This is a genomic window from Alistipes onderdonkii (assembly GCF_025145285.1).
Lineage (GTDB): Bacteria > Bacteroidota > Bacteroidia > Bacteroidales > Rikenellaceae > Alistipes > Alistipes onderdonkii.
This window is the reverse complement of record NZ_CP102251.1, coordinates 2,602,772-2,628,778: the sequence shown is the minus strand read 5'-3', so window position 1 is coordinate 2,628,778 and position 26,007 is coordinate 2,602,772. Positions and strand designations below refer to the sequence as shown.

Sequence of the window (26,007 nt, the reverse complement as noted above, 5' to 3'; positions counted from 1 at the left end):
TTTTCCATTTTTAAGTTTAACATGTGTCCGGCTGCGGCCATCAATAGTAGGGCGCCTGCACCAGCTGCGTGTTGAGCATGACCTCCGACGACTTGATGGGCAGGAAGTAGTGCTGGATGTCGAAGCGCTTGTTGGCCACCTTGGTCAGGGTGAAGAACGCCGGGTCGGTGGCACCCGTACCGCGCGACATGTCCAGCCCGTATTCGTCGTGGTTGAACTCGCCGTCGGGGCCATGGGCCGTGAACCAGCGGCGCACGTCGAAATAGCGGTTGCACTCCCACGCCAGCTCGATCTTGCGCTCGTGGCGGATCATCTCGCGCATCTCGTCCTGCGAATAGCTGCCCTCGTAGGCCGGGATGCCGGCACGGGTGCGGATTTCGTTGAGGTAATAGAGCGCTTCGTCCTGCCGGGAGGTGCCGTAGTACTCGTTCAGGGCCTCGGCGTAATTGAGGTAGACCTCACCCAGGCGGATGATGGGGAAAGGCACGTTGAGCATACGCGTCGCCTCGCTGGTCTGCTTGTTGCTGCGGTAATCCAGCGGGAGGTTCTTGCGCACGGAGAATCCCGAGGTGTTCTTGTCGCCCGGGGTGCTGCCGTTGCCGCTCAGCCCCGAGTACCAGAAATCGACCACGCCGTAACCGTCGGCATCCTGGTAGCTGTCGGTCTTGTTCTCATAGGCGTACGACAGGCGCTGGTTGGGGAAGTGAACCGAGGCATAGAACCGCGGCTCGCGGTCGACGAACATCCAGAACGTATTGGCGATGGTGCCGTTGCCGGCTTCGGCCGAGAACTTCTTGGAGGCGAACCACTCTTCGAGCGGGCGGCTCGGGCTGCCGTCGGCCATGAAGAAATCGTTGATCATGCCGATGGCCAGCGAATAGCGGCCGTTCCAGCCGTACCAGCGCGCCGGCAGGGCGCACATGCCGTACCACTGCACCGAGTTGGGGTGCCCCCAGATGATCTCGGTATTCTTGCCGGCGCCCCAGGTGGTCGTCACGGCGCGGAGGTTATCCACGATCTCATCGAACGTAGCGTCTGCGGCCGGTTTGAGCAACTGGTATTCGGTCATGTCGATGACCGTCTTGGCGGCATCGGCGGCATCCTTCCACAGCTCCTTGTCATAGGTCTGGGGCATGAGCACTGTGCCGTCGTGATTCGTCCAGTTCTTGTAGGCCGAATTGCCGTTGAAGAGCGGGCTGGCGACCATCAGCAGCATGCGCGACTGAATGGCCCGGGCGGCACCGATGGTGGGGAGCCCCAGCGTGAATTTCTCGTCGCGGGCGGCGGGCATGCCGTTTTCACAGGCCCAGTCGATCTCGCCGTTGATCCAGCGGACGCATTCGCCGAGCGTGTTGCGCGCCTGCGAAGCCCCGATCTGGTCGGCCGAACGGCTGGTCTCCACGATGGGGATCGGGCCGTAGAGGCGCAGCAGCAGGTAGTGGTAATAGGCACGCATGAAGCGGGCTTCGGCACGCATCGTGCGGCGGTCGATCTCGCCCAGTTCGGCGCACTTGTCCACGTTTTCGAGGAACAGGTTGCAGTGGCGGATGGCCTGGTAGTAACGCACGAAGAAATAGAGGTTGTAGCCCGTATAGCCGTAGTAGTTGTCGGGGCTCATCTTCCCCTCGGCGATATTGCGCACGTGCGATTCGAGAATGTAGGCCGATTCGTCGGTGCACCAGAAATAGGGAATCTGGCCGCTGTAATGCATCTCCTGCACCATGAAATCGTCGCTGTAAATGCGGTTGTACCACTTGGTGGTCTCGATCTTGGACGAGAAGATCTTGTCCATCGAGTTCAGGTCTTCGGGATCCTGATCCAGATAGTTGGCGCAGCCGGTAAACAAAAGGAGCGACGCGAGCATTAAATATACGATATTCTTTTTCATTCTTTAGGCTGTATTAGAAGGTTAAATTCACACCGACGAAAACCTGGCGCTGCATGGGATAGGCATCGGCACCCGTCTCGGGATCCCAGTAGTCGGAGATAAATTTGCTGACCGTAAACAGGTTCACACCCGTGGCATAGATGCGCAGCGAGCTGCACCGGAGCTTGCTGGCCCAGGCCGAGGGCAGCGTATAGCCGATCTCGACATTCTTCAGGCGCAGGTAGCCGCTGTCGCGCTGCCACCAGGTCGAAGTCTTGTAGTTGTTGGCATCGGCGCCGTAGGAGAGGCGGGGCGAGAAGGCGTGCGGATCGGGGTTGTCCACCGTCCAGCGATCCTTGAACATGGTCATCACGTTACCCATGAACTTCGGGCCGCGGTCTGCCTGGAACGGGTAGAAATACCAGCCGCCGCTCAGGTAGGAGGAACGGTTGGTTCCGCCCTGGAAGAGGAACGAGAAGTCGAAGCCCTTGTAGTTGAGCGACGCACCGAAACCGTAGACGATCTCCGGCATCGCGGGGTTGCCGATCCACGTCATGTCGGCCTCGGTGATCTTGCCGTCGTCGTTGAGGTCTTCGTAGCGGATGTCGCCGGCACGCAACTGCTGCTTGTCCAGGCCGAACTGCGTATAGTAGTCGGGCATGTTGTCCAGCTCCTCCTGCGAGAAGAGGTGCATGGCACGGTAGCCCATGGTCAGTCCGTAACGCACGCCGCGCTGATCCTGCCACGGATAGGCATAGTACTTGCCGTCGTCGATCACCTTGTTGCGGGCAAAGGTGAAGTTTCCGCGGACGGAGACGGTGAGGTCTTTGCTGAAACGCTTGACGTATTCGGCCGAAACCTCGAAGCCGCGGTTCTCCATCAGACCCATGTTGGCGTAGTTGGTATAATCCTTGGGAAGCCCCGAAATCTCCGAGAACTGGGGTGCGAGGAAGATGTTTTCACGCCGCTCGTAGAAGAAGTCGGCATTGATTTTCAACTCGTTGAAAAACCCGGTTTCGATACCGACGTTGTATTTGGTCGACACCTCCCACGTCACGTCCTGATTGGCCATGCGACCTTCGCCGATACCGCCGGCCCCTTGGTCGAAGTTGACGCCGAGGTTACCGTAACCGTTGGCGCCGCTGTTGATCGTAGCCAGGTAGATGAAACGCGTACTGGGGATCTGGTCGTTGCCGACCTGCCCGACCGACGCACGGATCTTGAACCACGTCAGCACCTCGCTGTTGCGCAGGAAGCTCTCCTCGGAGGCCACCCAGCCGATAGCCACGGCGGGGAATACGCCCATGCGCTTGCCCTTGGCGAAGTTCTCCGAACCGTTGAAACCGATGTTGGCCTCGATCAGGTAACGCTTGTCGTAGGCATAGGTAAGACGGCCGGCAAGGCCGAGCGAACGGTTGGGCAGCGACTTGAGGTAATCGCTCGTAGCCTCCTGCAACCGGTAATCCTTGGCGAAGCCGAGCAGCAGGCCGCCGACCTCGTGCTTTTCGCCGAACGTCCGGCTGTAATTGATCGCCGCCTCGACGTACTGCGTACGGGAACCGTTGCCGGACTGTTTGTAATTCAGGTACTCCTGTTTCTGGTCGGCCTGCCACTCGGTGCGGATCAGTTCGCCGTCCTGGTCGCGGCCCGTGGCCTCGAAGAAGTTGATGTTGCGCGCACGCTCCTCCACCGAATAATTCACGGCGTCGTAGGCGTAGCTCACCTTGGCCGAAAGGCCCGGGGTGATGAACGAGAAATCCTGGTTGATCGTCAGGTTGGCGCGAAGCGTATTGCCGGTGGTCTTCTTCCAACCGCGCTGCGTGAGCATGTTATAGGGGTTGTTCAGGCCGTCGCGGCCGGCCAGTTCGCCGTCCTTGAAGCGGACGGGGAAAGCGTTCGGCGCCGCGTTGATGATGTCGCGGTAGATGGCAGCCGATCCCTCGACGGGCTCCATGTTCTCGGTCACGTTGCCCTGCACGCCCAGATTCACCACCGTGGTCTTGGTGATGTCCATGTCGACGTTCGAGCGGAAGTTATAGCGTTTGTAGTTGACATTCTCGCCGTAACGGCCGATCTTGTCGCTCACCCACGAATATTTGCCGGGTTTGACGGCATACTGCCCCTCCTGGTTGTAGAAGGAGAGGGCCGTGAAGTAGCGGGCGAACTTGCCGCCGCCCGAGATGTTGGCGCTCACCTTCTCCGAAAGAGACACCTTTTTCATAAGGAGCTTCTGCCAGTCGACATCGGGATAGACCTCGGGGTCGGTCTGCATGCGCATGGCCTTGATCTCGTCGGCGCCGTATTTCAGTGCCGCCGAGGCATTCACGGCATCCACCGCCTCGTTGAACATTTCGGAGCGGGTAGCGGCGTCGACGAACGACAGGCGTTTGCTGGCGAACGAGAAACCCTGCTCGTAACGCAGGTCGATCCGGGCCGGGCCGTCGAAACCGCGGCGCGTGTTGACAAGGATAACGCCGTTGGCACCGCGTACGCCGTATACGGCCGTGGCGCTGGCGTCTTTCAGGACGCTGAACGACTCGATCTCCAGCGGGTCGACGTCGTTGAGAGGACGCTCGATACCGTCGACCAGGATCAGCGGATCGGGACTGCCCGTAAAGGTGGCGATACCGCGGATCCAGAACTGGGCGTCGTCCTTGCCGGGCTCGCCCGAGGTTTGCAACGCGACCACACCCGCCAGGTTACCGGCCAGCGTCTGGCTCAGCGACCGTACGGGGACGCGCAGCTCCTCGGGCCGGATCGTGGAGATGGCCCCCACGACCGATTCGCGTTTCTGGGTACCGTAGCCCACGGAGACGATTTCGACGCTCTCCATGCCGATGGCCTCGGGCTTGAGCGTGATCGTCACCGACCCGGCACCCTTCGACGCCACCTGTTGCGCCTCGTAGCCGACATACGATACCACGAGCGTGACGTTGCGGCCCGTATTCTTCAGGTTAAAGGTGCCGTCGACATTGGTCGCCGTGGCGATCGTGGTGCCTTTGACCATGACCGTCGCACCGATGACCGGCGCACCGGTCTCATCGAGCACACGTCCGGAGATGCCGGTGGCCTGCGCCCACAGCAACGACGCAGAGAACACGGCTGTCACAAGTAATAGTGCTTTCCGGGAAAAACGGTTAGTAGAAAAACTCATACACACTAATTTTAAGGTTAAAAAATAGGTTCGGTGGGTATCCCGGGGGAGGCCCCGCAGAAGGGCTGTCCCGCTGAAAACGAATTTAGGACGGGGCATCGGGATAAAAGTCCGCAGGGCACAACCAGGGGTCTGGAGTTACGATTTTTGCCTATTATGTACGATTTTATCCCGGATTTTTTTGCCGGATTCGCACGGGGCATGGTAAAAAAGGCTGCGGAAGGCATCCCGCCCGGGCGGAAGGAGGGATAAAAAAGCCGTACGGCGGAAATTCCGCCGCGCAGATATCCCCCGGGCAGTAGCGTATCACGGCATTTTATCCTATATTTGCCGTATGGACGAAAAATTAGTGTTCCGGCGCGCCCGCCCCGCCGACGCGGCGCGCATCATGGAGATCATCCGGCAGGCGCAGGCGCAGATGCGGGCACTGGGAAGCCTGCAATGGCAGGACGGCTATCCGGCAGCGGCCGATATCGGACACGACATCGCTTGCGGCTACGGATGGGTCTTCGAGAAACCGGAGGCGGAAAAGAGCCCCGAAGCGCGGGGAAGCGACGGCACGGGGGCTGCGGGTTTCCGTCCGGAAACGGCTGCCGCGCGGAAAATAACGGACACGGGGGAGGCCGGCGCAACGGGATCCGGCGCCGACGAAACGGCAGCGACGACGGAAGAGGCGACGGAAGAGGCGACGGAAGCGACGGAAGAAACACGCAAAGCGCGGGAGATGCGGGAGACGCAGGCAGCAAAAGCGGCCGCAGCCCAAGCCCAGGGCAACGTCGTCGCCTACGGCGCGGTGGTATTCGACGGGGAACCGGCCTACGACGCCATCGAAGGGGCCTGGCTCACCGACGGGGACTATGTCGTACTGCACCGCATGGCGGTGGCCGACGGCGAGAAAGGCCGCGGGGTGGCGACGGAGTTCATGCGGCGCGTCGAAGCGATGGCGTGCGGGCGCGGCACGGGCAGTATGCGCGTCGACACCAATTTCGACAACCGTTACATGCTGCGTATGCTCGGGCGGCTGGGGTTCGTCTATTGCGGGAAGGTACGCTACCGGAGCGGCGAACGGCTGGCATTCGAGAAAACCCTCGGGACATGAGGACATAAAATGAGGGAACCGGCCGCATGGCCGGTTCCCTCTTCAGGATGAGTGCGTCACTATGTCCTGAAACAACTCCCCGGGTGAAATATCATAATAATCACAAAGGTCAGCCAAGGTCGACAGCGTGATATCGGAACATCCGGCTTCGATCCGGCCGACATTCAGCCCGGTATCGAAACGCACGACTTCCTGAATCAGGTTACGCCTTCGTCTGGCTTTCGCCAGCCTGTCAGCAACCTGCCCGACAAAAAAGTCATTTCGTCGCTGCCTTTTCATAGTGCAAATTACCGCATTTATACCCTGATTTATAACTACAAATAAGTAGTTGGCAGGATGATACCGCTTCCACTGAAGTCCTGAGACGGATAATCCGCCGATTTCAGCCCGAATGCACTATAATCGCATCGTCCCGGAATATCCTGCAAACGATGACCCGGCCTTCACCCGGTTATAATGGACCATAAAAACAGGCCGTGCGAGATAACGCAGCAACCTGCCGTACCTTTCGGAATCCCCACTTCATATACAAATATACACAATAAGCGACTATTTGCTCCCTGTGAAGGGGATTCAAAATCCGGTTATTCGGCACAATACACAAAAAAAGCGGGCTGCACCTTGCAGTCCGCCTTGCCGGCACGGCAATCCCGCCCGGGAAAGGAGGTTATTCCTCCTCCTGGTAATAGACCTTGTAGAACTTGCCCTTTTCGTCCTCGCCCTGCTCCAGCAGGTTGCGGTTGCCGTGGACATAGATATGGAAATTGCGGTCGAGCTTGATGACGCTCTTATAGGCGCGCGCCTGTTTCCTGACGGCGGAATCGGAAATGGCGAACTCATCCTCGATACGGATCTCGCGATCCTGCTCGTACTCCTGTTTGTAGCGTGTGAAGCTCTCCATGACCTCGGGCTGGCGGATCACCTTTTCAGAAAAGTCGTCGAGCGAAAAACTGTCCTGCTCCCTGAAGTATTTCATCGTCTCGTTGAGCATCTCGGCCTGGTCGGCCTTCGACACGTCGAACTCCGCAGGAAGGTGCCTGGTCACGTATTTCTTGCACATGGCCAGGATGTTGTGCGTGTTGTGATAGTTGTCCTGCCGCGGGCGGACATGCAGGAAATCGTCGATCCAGTAACGCGCTTCCGCCCGGTTGGTGTTGTCCACGACGCAGACGGCGAAGCCTTCTTCGCGCTCGGTATCGAACACGAGGCACCCCTTGTCCAGTTTGTTGACGTCGATCCCCTGGCAGGAGAAGATATGCAGCTGCCCGTCCTGCTCCCCGACATCGAGGAACGTACCGCGGGTTTCGGACTTGAAAAGCCCGACGGCATCGACCGCATCGCCCCCGAAGCGGCAGCCGGTGAAATAGGCGACGTAAAATTCGCCGCCCTTGATCTGCGGGTGGGTACCCGCCTCGTAAAGGTGCCGGGCAAGGTTCACGGAGTTGTCGTAGAACGTCTCCCGGTCGTCGAACACCTTGCAGACGAAATTATAGACTTCGTTGCAGGCCAGGTCGGTTTCGTGGTGGAGGTTGTAGTACTCCTCGGATTTGAAACCTCCGGCGAAATAGGTGGTCAGGATCTGCATCAGGCCCGTGTCGCCGACCTGCCCGGACAATGCGGGGGAGACGAGCAGGGGCTCGTCCTTGGCCTTGTTCCCGACGATATGCACGGCCAGCGCCGCGATCCGGGTATCTTCCGTATATATCATGGTTGTGAACGGTTATTCGTAAAACGCAGGGCAAAGGTGGCAAAATTTTCAGCCCCGGCCAAGGAATACGGCCGTTATTTCCCGTGGCAGGCAGCTTGCACTCCCGATAATTTGCCTATTTTTGCAGGACGACAAATACCTGAAACCATGGAAAACAGAATCACTTCGCTGTTCGGCATACGCTACCCCATCGTCGCGGGCGGCATGATCTGGTGCAGCGGCTGGCGGCTGGCCGCAGCCGTGAGCGAAGCAGGCGGACTGGGGCTGATCGGCTCCGGCTCGATGACCCCCGACCTGCTGCGCGAGCATATCCGCAAATGCCGCGCGGCGACCGAAAAACCGTTCGGCGTGAACGTCCCGCTGATGTACCGCTACGCCGAAGAGATCATGGGCGTCATCATGGAGGAACGCGTGCCCGCGGTATTCACTTCGGCAGGCAGCCCGAAAACCTGGACGGCCCGCCTGCACGAAGCGGGATGCAAGGTGGCGCACGTGATTTCGAGCACGAAGTTCGCCCTGAAAAGCCAGCAGGCAGGGGTCGATGCCGTGGTAGCCGAGGGCTTCGAGGCCGGCGGCCACAACGGACGCGAGGAGACGACGACGATGGTGCTCGTACCCCAGGTGCGGCAGGCCGTGGCGATACCGCTGATCGCCGCGGGCGGCATCGCCACCGGGCGCGGTATGCTGGCGGCTTTCGCACTGGGCGCCGAGGGCATCCAGATGGGAACGCGGTTCGCGCTTTCGGAAGAGAGTTCGGCCAGCGACGCATTCAAGAAACTCTGCATCGGGCTGCAGGAGGGCGACACGATGCTCGCGCTGAAGAAGCTCAGTCCGACACGCCTGATCCGCAACGGCTTCTACCGTGCGGTCGAGGAGGCGGAGAACAGGGGTGCGACGGCCGAAGAGTTACAGCAGCTGCTGGGACGCGGACGCTCGAAACGGGGCATCTTCGAAGGCGACCTGACAGACGGTGAGCTGGAAATCGGGCAGGCAGCCTCGCTGATCCGCGAGCTGCCGACGGCGGGACGGATCGTCCGCGAAACCGTTGCGGAATACGAGGCCGGGCTGCAGGAACTTGTAAGGCAAGCCGGGCAGGGAGCGGCCCCTGCGACCGATGAGCAAGGGTACGCCCGGTAATCCGGTGGGTTCCCGCCGGGTCGGTTCCAGAACCGGCATCCAGACTCCGGATGCCCCGCAAGTAAGGTCGAATGAAAATGGTTTATTATCGATCCAGACCTCCGGAATCGGAGCAGCCAAGGATGGAAATGGCAAGCCCCCGGCAATATTTTCAATCAGCCCCTGTCCGACAGGACTCGGCAGGCAGGAGTACAGGACATTTGTAGGTGCCCAGGATCAGCCTGGAACTGCAATAATGCGCAAAAATTCGGAGAATATTTTGCACGTTTGGAAATTTTGTTTACCTTTGCACCACGATAATACGGGAAAGAAGTACTTCCGACCGCAATTATCGGGATGGTGCCATAGCTCAGTTGGTAGAGCAAAGGACTGAAAATCCTTGTGTCCCCGGTTCGATTCCTGGTGGTACCACGAAGAAAAACAACCACTTACAGCGATGTAGGTGGTTTTCTTTTTGTCCTTTCCGTAGCGGTTTTATGCACGTTTAAACAGGTTGTTTAAACCGTTGTTTAAACCATGAGGCCACAATCGAGGTCGTTTGCTACAAGTCCAAAGTATTGGCTAACAATGAATCACCGCTAATGTTACGAATCACGAAAGACCGTAAACTGAAATATTCCAGTATCGGTGTTTCGGTCAATCCTGCATTGTGGGATTTCGAGAAAAACAAACCGCGTCGTAATTGTCCTAATCGGTTGCAAATCGAACGTCTTATTGCTGGCAAGTCGAAGCTGCCTAACGGGCAAAGATGATCGAATTGCAGTCCGAGAGTAAAGAGTTTACGGCAATATCATTACATGAACGAGTATCGGATAAAGCGATAAAACGCACGGTCGGCAAGGCGTTCCAATCTCAAATCGAGAATTTGAAACAAGCGGGGAGAGGCTATCCAGACTCGCACCGAACGGTACGGACATAAAAAAACCCGGAAGCGTCACGACTTCCGGGCCCAGAAATGAGTATTAACCACTAAAGCGGCTTCTGGTGAACCGCATGATGCAGAGTTCTGCCTGCCTATTGTACAGGGTTCTTCAATTCGAACTTTTCGTAGAATGTACCGAACGAACCGGCACTTACGATATAACGGCAGTTGAAATAGTAAGTTTTGGTAGCCGCATCGTAATAGCTCGAGGCATCGGCATTCGACGAGGTGATGTAGACGGCGCCGTAATTGCTGTCGTCGGCGCCGATGTACTGCTCGGGGACGGTAATGTTACCCTCTTCGTCACAAATGAAGTTAAGTTCGATGTCTCCGCCCCAGTTCGGGATTTTATACATCGTAGTGCCTTCTTTCTGGTAAAGTTCGAGCCCGGGATCGACACCCGAGAACACGCTGTTGTAGGTATAATCGCCCGTACCCAGCAAATTCCACTTCACGACCTCCACATTGATGCCGAACAACGGACTGCCTTCTACCACTTTGTAGGGATCGGCATACTGCTCGTCCTCGATGGCCAGGCGCAGCGAAAATTCTCCGGATGCAGCTTCGTTGAGCGTGATCGACAACGTCGCGGTATCCTCGCCTGCGGCGAATTCTACGGAGGAAGGAACTACGAACAGGTCGCCCGTCTGAAATGCCGTGACGGGAACCGAAGCCGCCTGGGCGGTCTGCAAACGCATCACCGTGAGGTCGATCGTCGTGCCGGTCAGATCCTCGGGAGCTATTTCGTATTCGGACTCATTGAGTTCGGAGAAATACACCTGCATGCAATCCTCGGGAACAGAGGGCGCAGGCTTATAATCATCATCGTCCGAGCAGGCTGCAAAACCCAGCGAGAGTATCGCCACAGCCAGCATGTAGGCTAAATTACAGTAATATTTCATGTTGTTCTCTTTTTTCGGTTAGACACTGCAGTTATTCGATGACGTTTTCGACCGTATCCGACGGATCGGGGTTGTTCATACCGATCAGTGCGGGGTTGCTCGACCACTCGGTACGCGGGATCTGGCAGTTCCACCACGGAGCCCGTCCGTCGACCACGAAGCGGTAGCTATCCTCCTTGCAGTTGGAGTTGGCCAGGTCGATACCCAGCGCCAGGCGCTTCTTGTACCAGAACGGAATGCCTTCGCCCCAGAACTCGATGCGGGCCTGCAGACCGATCTCGTTCTGGAAGGCTTTGAAATCGGCCGACTGGCAGTTGTAGGACGCATAGCGGTAGGTCTGCATGAAACTGTTGAGCAATGCGATACCGTTCGAGAGGTTCGAAGCCGCGGTAGCCTCGGCCTCGATCAGGTACATCTCCTCGACGCGCATGAGCGGGTGATCGACGGCATTACCCACCGTATAGGTCGTATAATTGCCCTGTCCGGGACGGAACTTGATGGCAACGAGCGAGCCGGGCAATTTGGTCGACGCCGCGGAGTTGGGGTCGAAGAACTCCTTGTAGTCCGGACGGCAACTCTTGTACTCGTAGTAGTCGAACAGCCCGGGATCGAGCCACGAGTGCTTGCGGAAGTCGTCGTCGCTGATCAGCGCATAGAGCTTCGAGTTGATAGCGCGCCCCACGCCCTTGCCGCCATAGTTCGTCCACTGTTCCTCGCCCGACATGTGAGCCATGAAGGAATAGAGGTTGTGAACCTGTTCGGAGGTCTGGGAGGTACACCACATCCAGGCTGAGTTGGAGGTTGCGCTGTTGAAGCCGGTCGTGGGGTCTTCCCACTGCTCCTGCGTCAACGGCGTATAATTGCTCTGGTCGATGGCTTTGCGGGCATATTCGGCAGCCTTTGCGAAAGCGCCGTCTACACCTGCGGAGCCGCGCTCGAGCCATGCACGGGCGCTGATACCGTATACGACGCTCAGGTCGGGCATGGTCTTCACCGTACGGGTGTAGTCGGCCAACATGCGCTCGGCACGCTCCAGGTCGGGGAAAATCACCTGGTCGTAAACCTCGTCAACCGTAGCGCGGGGATTACTTTTCGACTGTTCCTCGGTCGTATTCTCAGTGACGATGCAGCACGCCAGCCCCTTGATGTTCTCGGGGATCGTATAGTTCTTGACCTGTGAGCCCGTGCACTCCTTGGCCTCGAACAGACGTACCAGATCCAGGTAGAATTGCGCCCGGAAAGCGAGCGCGATACCCAGATAGGCTTTCTGCTCGTCGTTCATGTCCTCCTCGGCGACCGCCGAGAGGGTGGAGATCACGTCGTTGCAGCTCTTGATCCAGCTATAATAGTTGTACCAGAACTGGTAGCCCGTCACATAGTCCTCGCTGAGGGCCACGTTGGTCATCCAGTTGGCGAACCAGTCGTAGCCCGAATTTCCGGCCACGACCATGTCGCCCGTCATGCTGGTCAGCGATACGTTGATCGCGGGGTAACCGAAATCCCAGGCCTGCGCGTAATTTTGACCGTAAAGAACCAACTGTGTGGGAATTGCGTTCACCATGGCCTGGAGCGCCGTAGTCGATTGGGCCACCTGGCCGGCCGTCGCACCGTTCGTGGGAAAAGTTTCCTTGATACAGCTGCTGAACGACAGCGAAGCCGCCGCCAGCGCCGAAACGGTTATATTTTTCAAATATCTTTTCATAAAATCTGATTTGTATGTACCCGTCAAAACTTAGAACTGAATGTTTATACCGCCCGAAATCGTACGGATAGGAGCATAGTTGGTGTAACCCGTGGTACCCGTGAAGCTGTAACGCGGATCGAATCCCTCGCGCTTCGACCAATAGTAGACGTTGTCGCAGGCCAGATAGACGCGGAGCCGCTCGACACCGAATTTACGGGTGAAGGAAACCGGAAGCGTATAACCTACCTGGATATTCGAAATGTTGAGATAAGAGGCATCCAACAGGAACCGGTCGGACAAGCTGGTGCTGGTGTCGTCGCCGTACTGGAAACGGGGAACCGACGCCGACGGATTTTCCGGGGTCCACGACTTGGCGATATCCTTATGGATGTTGGTGCCGCCCATCGAACCGTAAGGCGATGCCATGGCCGCAGCGTAACCCGAGTCGTAGCTCTTGCCGCCGATCTGGTAGGCGAACGCAGCCGAGATGTCGACGCCATAGAACTCGAAGGCCGTGGTGAAGCCGCCGTAGAGGTCGGGTAGGGACGATTCGCCCAGGTAGTTCGTAGCTTCGGAATAGGTCGTCGTGGTCGTGCGGCCCGTCACGTTGCCTTTGGCGTCCTTGACGTCCTTATACCACATCGAAAGACCCGTTTCCTGATCCACACCCGCATATTTGGGGATATACCACGTATAGTAAGACAAGCCTTCGCCCACGAATTTGTTGCCGTCGATATAGCCGTCATACCCTTCGACGGTCGCATTCTTACGCTCGGAAGCCAGCTTGGTGACCTTGTTTTTGTAGTGGGACATGTTCAGCGTGAGGTTCCACCGGAAATTCTTCGTCTGGATCGGGGTTCCGTGCAGGTCGATTTCGAAACCGCTGTTCCGCATGTCGCCGACATTGGCGTAGTAGCCCGAATAACCCATCGAAGGAGCTACCGAGAACCAGAACAGCATGTCCGAAGTCTTGCGGTTAAAATACTCAACGGTACCGCCCAGGCGGCCGCGGAAGAGTTCGAAGTCCACACCGGCGTTGATATTGGTGTTGGTTTCCCAGGTAATCAGTTCGTTACCTTTCTGCGAGAATACGATGGACATGTCCTCGCCCGACGGTTCGATCGAATAGTAGTCCACATAGAGGTAGTTCGAAATATTGTCGTTACCCTGCGAACCGACCGAAGCCTTGAGTTTGAGCATATCCACCCAATCGGCTCTGAACCACGATTCGCGGTTGATCAGCCACGCGGCGCTCGCCGACCAGAAATTACCCCAGCGGTGGTCGGGGTGGAAACGCGACGATGCGTCGCGGCGGTACGATCCGTTCAGGACGATGCGGTTGTCGTATTCGTACTCGACACGGCCGAAATAACCTTCGTTGTTGTATTCCGTCGTATAGGAGGCGGCGTTCTGCGTATCCACGACTGCACCGTTGAGCTCGTTGTTGTCGATCGAGAACATGTTCTGCTTGGCGCCGCTGAGCGTATAGCTCTTCAGGTTGTAGAATTCATGGCCGATCATCGCGCTGAAGCGGTGCTGCGTGCCGAACGTGTGGTTGTAGTTGAGCATCTGCTGCGCATTGACCTCGTAGGTACGCTGGTGCCCGACGACGACGCGGCCGGTACCGGCGAATTGGCCGTAGAAGGGATTCGTCACCGTATTGGAACGGGCTTCGTCGAGGTTCGTACCTATATTGACCGTCGCAGTCAGGTCGCGGTGCAGCTTGATGTCGGCGAAAGCCGTACCCGAGAAAGCGTTGCCGTTGGTGAGGGCGCTGTTCAGGCGGATGGCCTGCAAGGCATTGGAGTTGGGCAGGAACGGACGGTTCAGTCCGGCATTCATGCCGTCGCCGTAGTCGTACATTTTATACCCGTTGTCGTCCCTCATGATATTGCCGTTGCCGTCGCGCACGTAGACGGGGTAGATCGGGGCGATCTGGTTCGCAATGGCGAACACGTTGGTCGTACCTCCGGAGCCCGACTCGTCCTGCAGCGCCTTGCTCTCGTAGTGCGAATAGCTGGCGTTGGCCCCGACTTTCAGCCATTTCTTGGCCTGGTAGTCGGCGCGCAAACGGGCTGAGTAACGCGTAAAACTGGAATTGGCTACGATACCCTCGTTGTCGAGGTAACCCAGCGACGCATAGAAATTGGCGCGGTCGCTCGCGGCCGAAATATTTACATTGTATTCCTGACGCAGCGAGGTGCGGTAGGCCTCGTCCTCCCAGTCGTCGGGCCTCAGCCAGTAGTCCTGGCCGTTGTAAATGACTTTGCGGCCCAGCGTGGCGTTGGGGTTGATCTTGCCGTTCGTACCGATGAAATATTCGCCGTCGGGAACCGTATAAACCTGGTAGCCCAGACCGCCGGCGTTGCTGCTGGTGAGCAGGTTGTTGGCACGCATATGTGCCTGGTCGGCCGTACCGCTGGCCAGATAGTAGTTATACAGCGACTTGTAGTAGGTTTCGTAGTAATCCCCGGGATTATCTATATAATCGTAGAGCCGCGTGGCGCGGGAATTGACACCCCATTTGGCATCGAAGCTCACGACCGCCTCCCGGCCCTTGGCCCGTTTGGTGGTGATCATGATGACACCGTTGGCACCGCGCGCACCGTAGAGGGCGGTGGACGCCGCGTCCTTCAGGACGGTCAGCGTTTCGATATCCGACGTGTTGAGCATGTTCAGATCTCCCGAGTAAGGCACGCCGTCAATCACATAGAGCGGAGTCACGCCGGCCGAAATCGACGAGAGTCCGCGGATGAGAACCGTAGGTGTCGAGGTGGGATTACCCGACGAACTGGCTACCTGCACACCGGCTGCGGCACCGGCCAAAGCCTGTGCGACGTTCGAAACCTGGCGCTTGGCAATATCTTCGGCTTTCACGACGGTGGCCGAGCCCGTAAAAGCCTCTTTGGTCGTCGTACCGAACGCCACGACGATCACGTCGTCGATCGCCTGTGCGTTTTCTTTCAGCGTCACTGCGACATTGGTTTGCCCAGCAATCGCGATGGTTTCCGTATCATACCCGATGAACGAAACGACCAGTTTTCCGTTTGCAGGGGCTGCAAGCGAAAAGGTGCCGTTCGTACCTGTCGTGGTACCGATATTCCGGCCCTCGACCATGACTGTGGCTCCAGCCACCGGAGCACCGGCGGCATCGGTAACTGTACCGGAAACCTGCTGATTCTGAGCCATTGCAACGGCGCAAATCCCCAAAACAGCAATTAACGATAGTACAATTTTTCTTACCATAAGCGTTAATTTTAATTGGTTTTTTAAAATAAAAAGTTATCATTGTGCGTTAATTTATACAACACCATGATATTCAGCGCACAAGGTCTTTTCTGGCGCAAAATCGGCTAATCCAAACGTAATAGACTGATTAAAAGGCATTTGAATCTCCATAAATGCCATGTCGGATTGTAGCAGTGTTACTACAAAGTAACCGCTTCGCACAGGCTAACATCTGTACAATAAGATATTTAGACCGAATAATACGTTATTCGGGGGTTACTTAATCATTACCTTTAATGCGGTTTGCATATTGTTATTAGGTTAAACACAAAAGGTTATTTGAGCAATGAGAAACACGTTTAATGTATTGTTTTACATCAAGAAAAACGCGCCTCTCCGGAATGGGAACGCCCCGATCATGGGACGCATCACGATCAACGGGGAGCGGACGCAGTTTTCCACGCGCCTCTCGGTCGCACCCGAACACTGGGATGTCGGAATGGGGCGTGTCGCCGGGCGGAGCAATGCCGCAGGCAGGATCAACGAACAGCTTTCGAATATCCACTACCACATCGAAAGGTGTTACAACAAGTTATTCTACGAACAATCGTTCGTAACCCCCTTGATGGTCAAAGAGATGTACTTTGGAGCCAACCTCCGTCAGGAGACCGTGCTCGCCTTTTTCAGGCAGCACAACGAAGAATTCAACCGTATGGTCGGCATCAGCCGCAGCAAGGCCACATATTATAAATATAGGTGCGTCTGCAAGCATCTGGCAAACTACATCTGGGACAAGTACGACCGGAAAGACCTGATGTTCAAGGAGCTCAACCGGGAATTTCTCACGGGCTTCCACGCCTATATCGCAAAGGAAGCCGGGTATAAAAAAAAACACGATCTGGATTTACATGATCGCCCTGAAACATATCCTCATGCTGGCCCGCAGCAAGGGATATATGGACAAGGATCTCTTCGCAAATTACAAATTACAGAGCGAATTCGTAACACGCAACTACCTGACCATGGAAGAGATAACCCGTATGATGCAGTACGAGAGCGAAGACCTCACCTTACAACTTGTCAGGGACACGTTTTTGTTTAGTTGCTTCACCGGATTGTCCTATGTCGACATCCGAGGCCTGGTGCCGCAGAATATTCAGAAAATAAACAAACAGCTGTGGGTCAACACGACACGTCGTAAAACAGGGGCGGAGGTCAATGTGCGGCTGTTTACCGTCCCGTACAATATCCTGTTGAAATACATGCCCGCATCGGGCTCCGGACGGATATTCGACCTTCCGAGCAACGGGTGGTGCAATAAATGCCTCGACAAGATCGTTGCCGAAGCGGGGATTCCGAAAAAGATCACGTTCCATGCGGCCCGGCACACGTTTGCCACGACAATTACCCTTTCGCAGGGTGTCGCCATCGAAACAATCAGTAAATTACTGGGACATAAAAACATACGCACAACGCAGATCTATGCGAATATCACCCATTCGCATATCAGCGGAGAGATGGAACGCCTGTCAAAACGTATCAACTCGCTGTGCCCCGACTGGACGCCGTCGGGCATGCCGAACGAGTCGGAAAGGCTCTACTAAGTCACTTTTTTCACCCCTTGCATCCCCTTCCGGCTGGGGAAAATCCCGAAATCAACAAAAAACGCTTCGAAATGGCGATTGCAAATTGTAATCGCCACAGGCCTTATACGCGAAAAATCGTAAGCCGTCAACCACAATTTGAAAGATAGCTGTAACCGTGTTAATTTTTTTTAATAATTTATTTGTAAATGAGTTAGCAATCCGTTATCTTTGCTTGTGAACTTTTTATTTTAAAATTAATTTAAAATTAACGCTTATGGTAAGAAAAATTGTACTATCGTTAATTGCCGTTTTGGGGATTTGCGCCGTTGCAATGGCCCAGAACCAGCAGGTTTCCGGTACAGTTACCGATGCCGCCGGTGCTCCGGTGGCTGGAGCCACAGTCATGGTCGAGGGCCAGCATATCGGTACCACGACAGGTACGAACGGCACCTTCTCGCTTGCAGCCCCTGCAAACGGGAAACTGGTCGTTTCGTTCATCGGGTATGACACCGAGACCGTCGCGATCGCCGGGCACACCCATGTTTCGGTGACGCTCAAGGAGAATGCACAGGCGATCGACAATGTAGTCATCACGGCCTTCGGTGAAATCAAGAAGAAGGATTTTACCGGTTCGATCGCATCGGTTTCGGCCGGTGAAATATCAAAGACCACCGTTGCTTCCGCTTCGCGAATGCTGGAAGGTGCCGTTACCGGTGTGCAGTCGTACAGCTCTACGGGACAGCCCGGTGACGACGCTTCGATCATCATCCGCGGTATCGGTTCGATCAATGGAATCCAGACCGCACTGATCGTCGTCGACGGCGTGCCTTATTCGTCGGCGCTTTCGACGATCAACCCGCTCGATATCGAGTCGATCGTCGTGTCGAAGGATGCCGCTGCCAATGCGCTGTACGGTTCGCGTGCCGCAAACGGCGTGGTTTTCGTCACCACGAAGAAGGGAACGCGCAACCAGAAGGCCAACATCATGTTCGAAGCCAAGTGGGGTTGGAACCAGCAGGGTATCAAAGAGCATGAGACCATGCAGAACCCCGGCGACTATTACGAATATGTATACGGCGGGCTTTATAACTACCTTGAGGCGAATAATCCGGGGGCGAGCCATGCTGCGCTTGCCAATGCGGCGAACTCCAACCTCATGCCCGTGCTCGGAAACTACATGGCCTATAAGATTCCCGACGGTACGACGCTGATCGACCCCGCCACGGGCAAGCTCAATTCCGACGCGAAACTGCTCTATGCCGACAACTACGACGACTACCTGTTCACCAAGCAGTTCCGTCAGGAATACACGCTGAGCATCAGCGGCGGCAACGACAAGATGGACTACTACGTTTCGGGCAGCTTCCTCGAAGACCCCTCGTATGTAATCATGTCGGGATTCAAGCGTTACTCGGGCCGGGCCGCCTTCAATGCACAGGCCACCAAGTGGCTGAAGGTCGGGACGAACCTTTCTTATTCGCGCCGCGACATCGACAGCCCCGGCTATTCGGGTGCCAACACGGGTAACGTGTTCCTGTGGACGATGTGGCAGAACCCCACCGTGCCGTACTACGCCCGCGACCTGGACGGTAACATCCGCTACAATGCCGACGGCACGAAGATGTACGAACAGGGCAACGGCACGACCCTTTCGCCCTACGGTGCGACGCAGGATCAGTTCAACTCGTTCAACAACTTCGCGCACCCCGTGCAGTCGATGAGCCGCGATATCAACAACTCGGTTCGCGACAACCTCTACGCCAATTTCTACGGCGAGATCGTATTCCTGAAGGATTTCAAGTTCACGGCCAACTTCACGCTGGACAACGTGTACCGGATGGATACCTTCTATTATAACAATGAATACGGTACGGCTGCCACGCCGACCAACAACGGCCTTGTCGAGAAATACAACGATAACTATTTCTCGTACAACACCCAGCAGATGCTCAACTGGAACAAGACCATCAAGGAGAACCACAACTTCGACGTACAGATCGGCCACGAGTTCGGCAAGACCGACCAGCGTGTCGTGGACGCCTACAAGAAAAATATTTTCTACCCGGGCATCCCCGAACTGGGCAACGCCGTTTCGCAGTATAGCAACGGCTCGACCTCGAGCACCGTGGTGACCGCCATCGAAGGCTATTTCGCACGTGTGAACTATAACTACGCCGGCAAGTATTTCTTCTCGGGTTCGTACCGCTACGACGGATCGTCGCGCTTCAAGTACGACAAGTGGGGCCACTTCTGGTCTGTGGGCGCCGCATGGCGTATCAAGGGCGAGAGCTTCATGGACAACGCTACGTGGGTCGACGAACTGAAACTGCGCGTCAACTACGGTGTGGCCGGCAACCAGCTTTCGGCTTCGTATCCCTACACCAACCTCTGGACGATCGGGGAAACCAACGGCCAGATCGGCATTACGCAAGCCAGCACGGGTAACCGCAATCTTTCGTGGGAACGCAACTACCAGATCGACCTGGGTATCGACTTCCGCCTGTGGAACCGTTTTTACGGTACGGTCGACTACTATAACCGCCGTACGCACGACCTGATCTGGAACCGTCCGACCCCGTCGTCGACGGGCCTTGCGAGCCGCCTGGAAAACGTCGGTATCCTGGCTAACCGCGGTTTCGAAATCGACCTGGGCGTGGACATCCTCAAGCATAAGGATCTCTACTGGAACTTCGCGGTCAACGCCTCGTTCGCACGCAACCGCCTGATCGACTATCCTTCGGAGCTGGGCAACCCGGCGTTGGGCGGCGACTACATCAGCGGTAGGTTCCTGCGCGGCAAAGGCAAGTCCTACTACAACCTCTACCTCTTCAAGTTTGCCGGCGTAGATCCCGAAACCGGCCAGGAGACGTTCTGGAAAGATGTCGTGGACGGCGAAGGCAAGGTTACGGGCCGTGAAAAGACCTTCAATATCAACGAAGCCACGCAGTATGAGATCGGCGATGCGCTGCCCGACGTGACGGGTGGTTTTCGCACCTCGTTCCGCTGGAAGAACTTCGATTTCATGCTGGCTGCGGCTTACCAGATCGGCGGCCGCCAGTGGGACGGCAACTCGGCCAACGTATATAGTCCGGGACGTGCCGGTTTTACGGTCTCGCAAGACCTCGTGGGCAACACCTGGACGCCGGAGCATACCAATGCCAAATTCCCCAAGCTGATGTTCAACGGCACCTGGAATTTCGTAGGTTCGAACTGCGACTACCTCTACCGCGATGCTTCCTACTTCAGCCTCAAGACGATCAACGTCGGCTATACGCTGCCCAAGCGCTGGACGTCGAAGATCTGCATCGAGTCGCTGCGTGTCTTCTTCGCCGCCGACAACCTCTACTTCACCTCCGCGCATACGGGCTTCGACCCGCGTACCGCTTACGCAGGACAGAACGCATTCGGGTTCCCGCAGGCGAAGACCTTTACTTTCGGTATTACGATGAACTTATAATAAACGAGATATTAGCGTATGAAAAACATAGTATATTACATCGCAATAGCTACGGTGCTCCTGTTCGCATCCTGTGCGAGCGAGCTCGACACCGAGCCTTCGGGCAGCCAGGTGTCGGATGAGCAGCTGGGCGAACTGATCAAGGAGAATGCCGACCTCGTGCTCGCCCCCATGATGCAGGGAGCCGTCAACTACATGCATACCGGCAACCGCCAGGCAACGACCAACGACCGCGGATTCATGGTCTGGAATCTGGGTATGGATTTGCAGGGCAACGATATGGTGCTCACGAAACTGACCAACTGGTTTGCCGACGAATATATGTTCGAAAGCATCCGCGCCCAGACCAATGCCTATACGGCAGACCGCTGGTACTGTTACTACAAGATCGTCTATCAGTCGAACCAGATCCTCGACCTGATCCCCGACGATGTTACGGGCAAGGCGCTGGTATATAAGGCTCAGGCGCTGACCTACCGCGCGCTGGCTTACTATTACCTGATGTGCGTTTACCAGGACGACTACATGCACGGCGGCAAGGATAAGGCGGGTGTCCCCCTCTATCTGACCGTCGAGGGTGCCAAGGGACGCACCCCGTCGACCGAGGTTTACAGCACGATCACGACCGATTTGCAGAACGCCATCGCGCTGTTCGAGCAGGAAGGCTACGATCCCAAGAGTTCGACGGCGGACATCGACCAGACGGTTGCGAACATGGTGCTGGCGCGCGTGGCGCTGACCACAGGCGATTACACCACGGCAGCCAATGCTGCCGGGGCGGTGATTTCGGCAGGCTACTCGCTCATGAACGAGGAGCAGTATACGACTTCGGGTTTCCAGAGCACCTCGCTTCCCGAGACCATCTGGGGCTACACGTGGGCTGCTTCCACGTCGCTCGGCAACCGTTCCTTCGCATCGTTCATGTCGATCACGGCCGTGGACAATGCCAACAACAAGGGTATCTACATGGCTATCGACGACCAGCTCTACAATCAGATCGCAGCTACCGACTACCGCAAGAAGAATTTCAATGCGACCGAGACCACGGTCGGGGAGTTCACCTATCCGGCCTATTCGAACGTCAAGTTCAACACCCCGACCTACGAGGCTGACGAAATCTACATGCGCCTGTCGGAGGCATACCTGCTGAAGGCCGAGGCCGAAGCCCGCGGCGGCAACAGTTCCGCAGCCCAGCAGACGCTTTACGACCTGGTGTCGAAGCGCGATTCGGGTTATGCAAAGTCCTCGAATACGGGCGAAGCACTGCTGAAGGAGATCTTCCTGCAGAGCCGTATCGAACTCTGGGGTGAGGGGCACGAATTCTTTACCAACAAGCGCTTCAACGTCGGTGTAGACCGTACGGCATCCTCCAACCACACGCACAAGCTGGTCAAGGCTGCCGGCAAGGAATTCACCTACCAGATTCCGCTGTCGATCGAGCTGAACAGCAATCCATACATCAATGCGGCCGACCAGAATCCGCTTTAGTGGTTAATACTTATTTTCTGGGCCCGGAAGTCGTGACGCTTCCGGGTTTTTTTATGCCCGTACCGTCCGGTGAGCAGTGTGCGTATTGATAGCCCCTCCCTGTCGCTGCCGGGATTCCGGCAGGGGGGCTTATGATGCCCGGGATAGCGTTACGGCATCCGGAGTATTGCCGCGATGCCCGGCGGAATTACCCGGATAAATCCTGATACGGGTTCCGGCAACTGTAATCCATACGGATTTTTTGGATTATATTGAGTCATATTATTCCATCCCGTTGATTTTCGGGGAATCGCAGGGCATTACCAGTCGTTTCCCGGTTATGTATTGGTAACTCAAGATATATGGCAAGCAGTCGTTAATATGCTGTAAATTAATTTTATACACCGCACCCTCAGGTAACTTTCAAGTTACCGCGCCTTTTCAAAACCGGATCGCAATCTCGCGTTCACTCAACTATATATATGATATTCAGTATCTTACCAGAATCGTAAAATCCTGCTCACAGGCTGTTGAGTTTTTATTTTAAAATTAATTTAAAATTAACGCTTATGGTAAGAAAAATTGTACTATCGTTAATTGCTGTTTTGGTGCTCGGCGCATATGCATTCGCCCAAAACAAGCAGGTCTCCGGTACAGTTTCTGACGCAAACGGGAATCCCGTTGCGGGCGCTACTGTCATGGTAGACGGTACTTCGATCGGTACTACGACCAACGCGGCAGGCCAGTACTCACTTTCGGCTCCGGCTGACGGCACCCTTTCGGTGACGTTCATCGGATATGTGGGGCAGCAGCTCCCTATCGCTGGCAAATCGCGCATCGACGTGACTATGCACGAAGATACACAGGCGATCGACGACGTGATCGTCGTGGCGTTCGGTACCTCCAAAAAGGAGGCGTTTACCGGTTCTGCGACCGTCATCAAGGCGGACGACATCGCCAAGTCGCAACAGTCGAACGTCGCCCAGTCGCTGGCCGGTAAGGTTGCCGGTGTCCAGATATCCAACGAATCGGGTAAACCGGGTGCCAACCCGATCGTCCGCATCCGTGGTTTCAGTTCGATCAACGCCGAGAAAGACCCGCTGTGGATCGTGGACGGAACTCCCTACGAAGGAGACCTGAACAACCTGAACCCCAACGACATCGAGTCGATGACCGTCCTGAAGGACGCCGCATCCAACGCCCTTTACGGAGCACGTGGTGCCAACGGTGTCATCATGATCACGACCAAGAAGGCCCGTGGCCAGGAAGCTACCATCTCGGTAGATGCCAAGTGGGGTGTGAACTCACGCGCAATGGAGTCCTATGATTATATCAAAAGCCCTGCGCAGTACTACGAAACCTACTATTCGTCTCTCAGCAGCTACTACCGCTCGCAGGGTATGAGCGAGAGCGCCGCACACGCCATGGCCAATAAGAACCTCGCCGCTTCGAAAAACGACGGCGGTCTGGGCTATATGGTTTACAGTGTCCCCGACGGCCAATCGGTTATCGGCACCAACGGGAAACTCAATCCCAACGCCACGCTGGGTAACCATATGTTCTACAACGGCCAGGATTATCTGCTCACGCCCGATGACTGGGAAGACATCGCTTTCCGCTCCTCGATGCGCCAGGAATATAACGTCAGTGTATCGGGTGCTACGGATCGCAGCACGTTCTATGCTTCGTTCGGCTACCTGAACAACGAAGGTATCACGGAAAATTCGAACATGGAGCGTTACACGGCACGTCTGAAGGCAGACTATCAGGCCAAGAAATGGCTGAAGGTCGGTGCCAACGCCGGTTACGCAAACTTCACCTACAATTCGCTGAGCGGTGACGGCCAGGGCAATTCGTCGGCCAACATCTTTGCGTTCACTACGTCGGTAGCTCCGATTTACCCGCTCTATGTCCGCGACGGGCAGGGCAATATCATGAAGAACGACGCCGGCATCACCATGTACGACTACGGTGACGGCATGAATGCCGGACTGACCCGTCCGTATATGCCCAATGCCAACGGACTGTCGGATTCCCGCCTGAACACCAACCGTTCGGAAGGCAATGCCTTCAACGGCACGGGATTCTTCGACATCCTGTTCCTGAAGGATTTCAAATTTACGTTCAATGCGGGAATTTCGCTCGACGAAACCCGCCAGACGACCGTACAGAACCCCTATTACGGACAGTTCGCAGGGGAAAACGGTATCATAGGCAAATACCATACGCGTGACTTCTCGCACAACCTCCAGCAGATCCTCAACTACACGAAGGTCATCGGCAAGCACAATATCAACGTGATGCTCGGCCACGAATACTACCAGCGCAGGCAGTACCTGCTTTACGGCAGCACGGCCAACATGTTCTCGCCCGACAACGACGAACTGGCCGGTGCCGTGATCGACAAGCAGGGCGCAACATCGTATGTCACCACCTATAATAATGAAGGCTATTTTGGGCGCGCACAGTACGATTACGACGGCAAATACTTCGCCTCGGCCTCATACCGCCGCGATGCCTCGTCGCGCTTCCACCCGTCGCACCGCTGGGGTAACTTCTGGTCGGTAGGTGCCGCATGGATCGTTAACAAGGAGAATTTCATGTCCGGGACGCACAGTTGGCTCGACATGCTGAAGGTCAAGGCCTCGATCGGTTCGCAGGGTAACGACAAGATCGGTAACTACCGCTATGTGGATACCTACCGCCTCGCCTCCTCGAACGGCGAAATGTCCGTGGCATTCCTGCAAAAAGGTAATCCCAACATCACCTGGGAGACCAATACCAACTTCAACGCCGGTATCGAATTCGGCGTGCTCCAGAACCGCATATCGGGTAGCATCGAGTATTTCAACCGCAAGACGACCGACATGCTGATGGCATTCCCCACGGCTCCGTCGCTGGGTTACTCGTCCTACTATGCCAATGTCGGCGACATGTCGAACAAGGGTATCGAGATCGACCTGAACTTCACCCCGATCCGCAGCAAAAACGTGCAGTGGGACATCAGCGTGAACCTGACGCACCTCAAGAACAAAATCACCCTGCTGCCGCCCGAGCGCCGCACTTTGCAGGTCGACGGCTACAACGGTTACACCAGCGGCATCTATTTCTACGGACAGGATCTGCCGATGTATACTTTCTACATGAAGAAATACGCAGGCGTCTCGGAGGACGGACGTTCCATGTGGTATAAGAACGAGGGCGATACCCGGACTACCACCACGGAATACTCGGAAGCGGACGATTACCTCTGCGGCAATGCGATCCCCGACCTGTTCGGCGGTTTCGGCACGAGCGTTTCGTTCTTCGGATTCGATTTCGGCATCAACTTCAACTACCAGATCGGCGGCAAAGTCTACGACTCGGGGTACGCAGCGGCAATGAGCGTTCCGACCTCGACCGGCAGCATCGGCGTGAACTGGCATAAGGATATGCTCAAAGCGTGGACACCGGAGAATCCGAATTCGAACATTCCCCGTCTGCAATACGGCGATCTGAATGCGACCGATACGTCCGACCGTTTCCTGACCGATGCCAGCTACCTGACTCTGCAGAACATCAACTTCGGCTATACGCTGCCGTCGAAATTCACCCAGAAATTCGGAGTCGGCAAGTTGCGCATCTATCTTGCCTGCGAAAACGTCTTCTATTGGTCCAAGCGTAAGGGACTGGATCCGCGTTACGCCGACAATACGGACAGCCAGGGTGTTCTGGGTACTGCCAACGCAGCGACCTACTCTCCGATCCGAACCATCTCGGGTGGTATCAATATTCAATTCTAAATCCATAACCAGCT

14 protein-coding genes, 1 tRNA gene and 1 pseudogene are annotated in these 26,007 nt (G+C 56.1%); 9 read left to right on the top strand and 7 right to left on the bottom strand.

The features are described 5' to 3' along the window. Positions 1–40: 40 nt before the first annotated feature. Together NQ559_RS10565 and NQ559_RS10560 are read right to left on the bottom strand one after the other, a co-directional pair. Complete coding sequence (locus NQ559_RS10565) at positions 41–1,888, bottom strand: RagB/SusD family nutrient uptake outer membrane protein (RefSeq protein ID WP_026318194.1); 1,848 nt, start codon at positions 1,886–1,888, stop codon at positions 41–43. A gap of 13 nt (positions 1,889–1,901) precedes the next feature. Beyond that, positions 1,902–5,021: a SusC/RagA family TonB-linked outer membrane protein gene (locus NQ559_RS10560; protein WP_227412394.1), complete on the bottom strand. Its 3,120-nt coding sequence runs from the start codon at positions 5,019–5,021 to the stop codon at positions 1,902–1,904. A gap of 334 nt (positions 5,022–5,355) precedes the next feature. On the opposite strand from NQ559_RS10560, the gene NQ559_RS10555 reads away from it, so the two are divergent. Beyond that, the gene (locus NQ559_RS10555; protein ID WP_026318193.1) at positions 5,356–6,120 is read left to right on the top strand and encodes a GNAT family N-acetyltransferase; all 765 of its coding nucleotides are present in this window, start codon (positions 5,356–5,358) and stop codon (positions 6,118–6,120) included. A 42-nt stretch (positions 6,121–6,162) separates the two neighbouring features. On the opposite strand, the gene NQ559_RS10550 is transcribed toward NQ559_RS10555, so the two are convergent. Both NQ559_RS10550 and NQ559_RS10545 read right to left on the bottom strand, forming a co-directional pair. After that, entirely contained in the window at positions 6,163–6,399 is a 237-nt protein-coding gene (locus NQ559_RS10550) for a helix-turn-helix domain-containing protein (protein ID WP_018694904.1), read from the bottom strand. Positions 6,400–6,787: 388 nt separating this feature from the next. Then, the gene (locus NQ559_RS10545) at positions 6,788–7,828 is read right to left on the bottom strand and encodes a nucleoid-associated protein (protein WP_018694903.1); all 1,041 of its coding nucleotides are present in this window, start codon (positions 7,826–7,828) and stop codon (positions 6,788–6,790) included. A 147-nt stretch (positions 7,829–7,975) separates the two neighbouring features. On the opposite strand from NQ559_RS10545, the gene NQ559_RS10540 reads away from it, so the two are divergent. The 3 genes from NQ559_RS10540 (at position 7,976) to NQ559_RS10530 (ending at position 9,717) form a co-directional block, all read left to right on the top strand. Further along, positions 7,976–8,965, top strand: coding sequence for an NAD(P)H-dependent flavin oxidoreductase (locus NQ559_RS10540; RefSeq protein ID WP_018694902.1), 990 nt, complete (start codon positions 7,976–7,978; stop codon positions 8,963–8,965). Between the two features lie 338 nt (positions 8,966–9,303). After that, positions 9,304–9,376: transfer RNA gene (locus tag NQ559_RS10535), tRNA-Phe, on the top strand. Positions 9,377–9,546: 170 nt separating this feature from the next. Continuing rightward, positions 9,547–9,717 carry an Arm DNA-binding domain-containing protein gene (locus tag NQ559_RS10530; protein ID WP_244061861.1) on the top strand — a complete coding sequence of 57 codons (171 nt, stop codon included), beginning with the start codon at positions 9,547–9,549 and terminating at the stop codon, positions 9,715–9,717. Between the two features lie 262 nt (positions 9,718–9,979). Here the strand turns inward: NQ559_RS10530 and NQ559_RS10525 are convergent, their stop codons facing one another. Genes NQ559_RS10525 through NQ559_RS10515 form a run of 3 tightly spaced genes read right to left on the bottom strand, consistent with a single transcriptional unit; the run spans position 9,980 to position 15,719 of the window. Beyond that, complete coding sequence (locus NQ559_RS10525; RefSeq protein ID WP_018694901.1) at positions 9,980–10,789, bottom strand: hypothetical protein; 810 nt, start codon at positions 10,787–10,789, stop codon at positions 9,980–9,982. A 31-nt stretch (positions 10,790–10,820) separates the two neighbouring features. Further along, positions 10,821–12,491 carry a RagB/SusD family nutrient uptake outer membrane protein gene (locus tag NQ559_RS10520; protein ID WP_026318192.1) on the bottom strand — a complete coding sequence of 557 codons (1,671 nt, stop codon included), beginning with the start codon at positions 12,489–12,491 and terminating at the stop codon, positions 10,821–10,823. A 30-nt stretch (positions 12,492–12,521) separates the two neighbouring features. Next, entirely contained in the window at positions 12,522–15,719 is a 3,198-nt protein-coding gene (locus NQ559_RS10515) for a SusC/RagA family TonB-linked outer membrane protein (RefSeq protein WP_026318191.1), read from the bottom strand. Between the two features lie 328 nt (positions 15,720–16,047). On the opposite strand from NQ559_RS10515, the pseudogene NQ559_RS10510 reads away from it, so the two are divergent. The 5 genes and pseudogenes from NQ559_RS10510 to NQ559_RS10490 form a co-directional block, all read left to right on the top strand. Then, a pseudogene (locus NQ559_RS10510) lies at positions 16,048–16,530 on the top strand (site-specific integrase); the annotation flags it as partial. Positions 16,531–16,609: 79 nt separating this feature from the next. Then, positions 16,610–17,305 (top strand): site-specific integrase, encoded by a 696-nt coding sequence (locus tag NQ559_RS10505; protein WP_018694897.1) that lies wholly within the window; start codon positions 16,610–16,612, stop codon positions 17,303–17,305. A gap of 256 nt (positions 17,306–17,561) precedes the next feature. Beyond that, positions 17,562–20,744: a SusC/RagA family TonB-linked outer membrane protein gene (locus tag NQ559_RS10500; protein WP_083923810.1), complete on the top strand. Its 3,183-nt coding sequence runs from the start codon at positions 17,562–17,564 to the stop codon at positions 20,742–20,744. 18 nt (positions 20,745–20,762) lie between these two features. Continuing rightward, entirely contained in the window at positions 20,763–22,232 is a 1,470-nt protein-coding gene (locus NQ559_RS10495; RefSeq protein ID WP_033395121.1) for a RagB/SusD family nutrient uptake outer membrane protein, read from the top strand. A 548-nt stretch (positions 22,233–22,780) separates the two neighbouring features. Beyond that, complete coding sequence (locus tag NQ559_RS10490) at positions 22,781–25,993, top strand: SusC/RagA family TonB-linked outer membrane protein (protein WP_026318189.1); 3,213 nt, start codon at positions 22,781–22,783, stop codon at positions 25,991–25,993. The last annotated feature ends 14 nt before the right edge of the window (positions 25,994–26,007 follow it).

What these genes read in the sequence shown, in the direction of transcription:
- NQ559_RS10565 (WP_026318194.1), bottom strand. Translation starts at nt 1,888, where the DNA reads ATGAAAAAGAATATCGTATATTTAATGCTCGCGTCGCTCCTTTTGTTT.
- NQ559_RS10560 (WP_227412394.1), bottom strand. Translation starts at nt 5,021, where the DNA reads ATGAGTTTTTCTACTAACCGTTTTTCCCGGAAAGCACTATTACTTGTG.
- NQ559_RS10555 (WP_026318193.1), top strand. Translation starts at nt 5,356, where the DNA reads ATGGACGAAAAATTAGTGTTCCGGCGCGCCCGCCCCGCCGACGCGGCG.
- NQ559_RS10550 (WP_018694904.1), bottom strand. Translation starts at nt 6,399, where the DNA reads ATGAAAAGGCAGCGACGAAATGACTTTTTTGTCGGGCAGGTTGCTGAC.
- NQ559_RS10545 (WP_018694903.1), bottom strand. Translation starts at nt 7,828, where the DNA reads ATGATATATACGGAAGATACCCGGATCGCGGCGCTGGCCGTGCATATC.
- NQ559_RS10540 (WP_018694902.1), top strand. Translation starts at nt 7,976, where the DNA reads ATGGAAAACAGAATCACTTCGCTGTTCGGCATACGCTACCCCATCGTC.
- NQ559_RS10530 (WP_244061861.1), top strand. Translation starts at nt 9,547, where the DNA reads ATGTTACGAATCACGAAAGACCGTAAACTGAAATATTCCAGTATCGGT.
- NQ559_RS10525 (WP_018694901.1), bottom strand. Translation starts at nt 10,789, where the DNA reads ATGAAATATTACTGTAATTTAGCCTACATGCTGGCTGTGGCGATACTC.
- NQ559_RS10520 (WP_026318192.1), bottom strand. Translation starts at nt 12,491, where the DNA reads ATGAAAAGATATTTGAAAAATATAACCGTTTCGGCGCTGGCGGCGGCT.
- NQ559_RS10515 (WP_026318191.1), bottom strand. Translation starts at nt 15,719, where the DNA reads ATGGTAAGAAAAATTGTACTATCGTTAATTGCTGTTTTGGGGATTTGC.
- NQ559_RS10505 (WP_018694897.1), top strand. Translation starts at nt 16,610, where the DNA reads ATGATCGCCCTGAAACATATCCTCATGCTGGCCCGCAGCAAGGGATAT.
- NQ559_RS10500 (WP_083923810.1), top strand. Translation starts at nt 17,562, where the DNA reads ATGGTAAGAAAAATTGTACTATCGTTAATTGCCGTTTTGGGGATTTGC.
- NQ559_RS10495 (WP_033395121.1), top strand. Translation starts at nt 20,763, where the DNA reads ATGAAAAACATAGTATATTACATCGCAATAGCTACGGTGCTCCTGTTC.
- NQ559_RS10490 (WP_026318189.1), top strand. Translation starts at nt 22,781, where the DNA reads ATGGTAAGAAAAATTGTACTATCGTTAATTGCTGTTTTGGTGCTCGGC.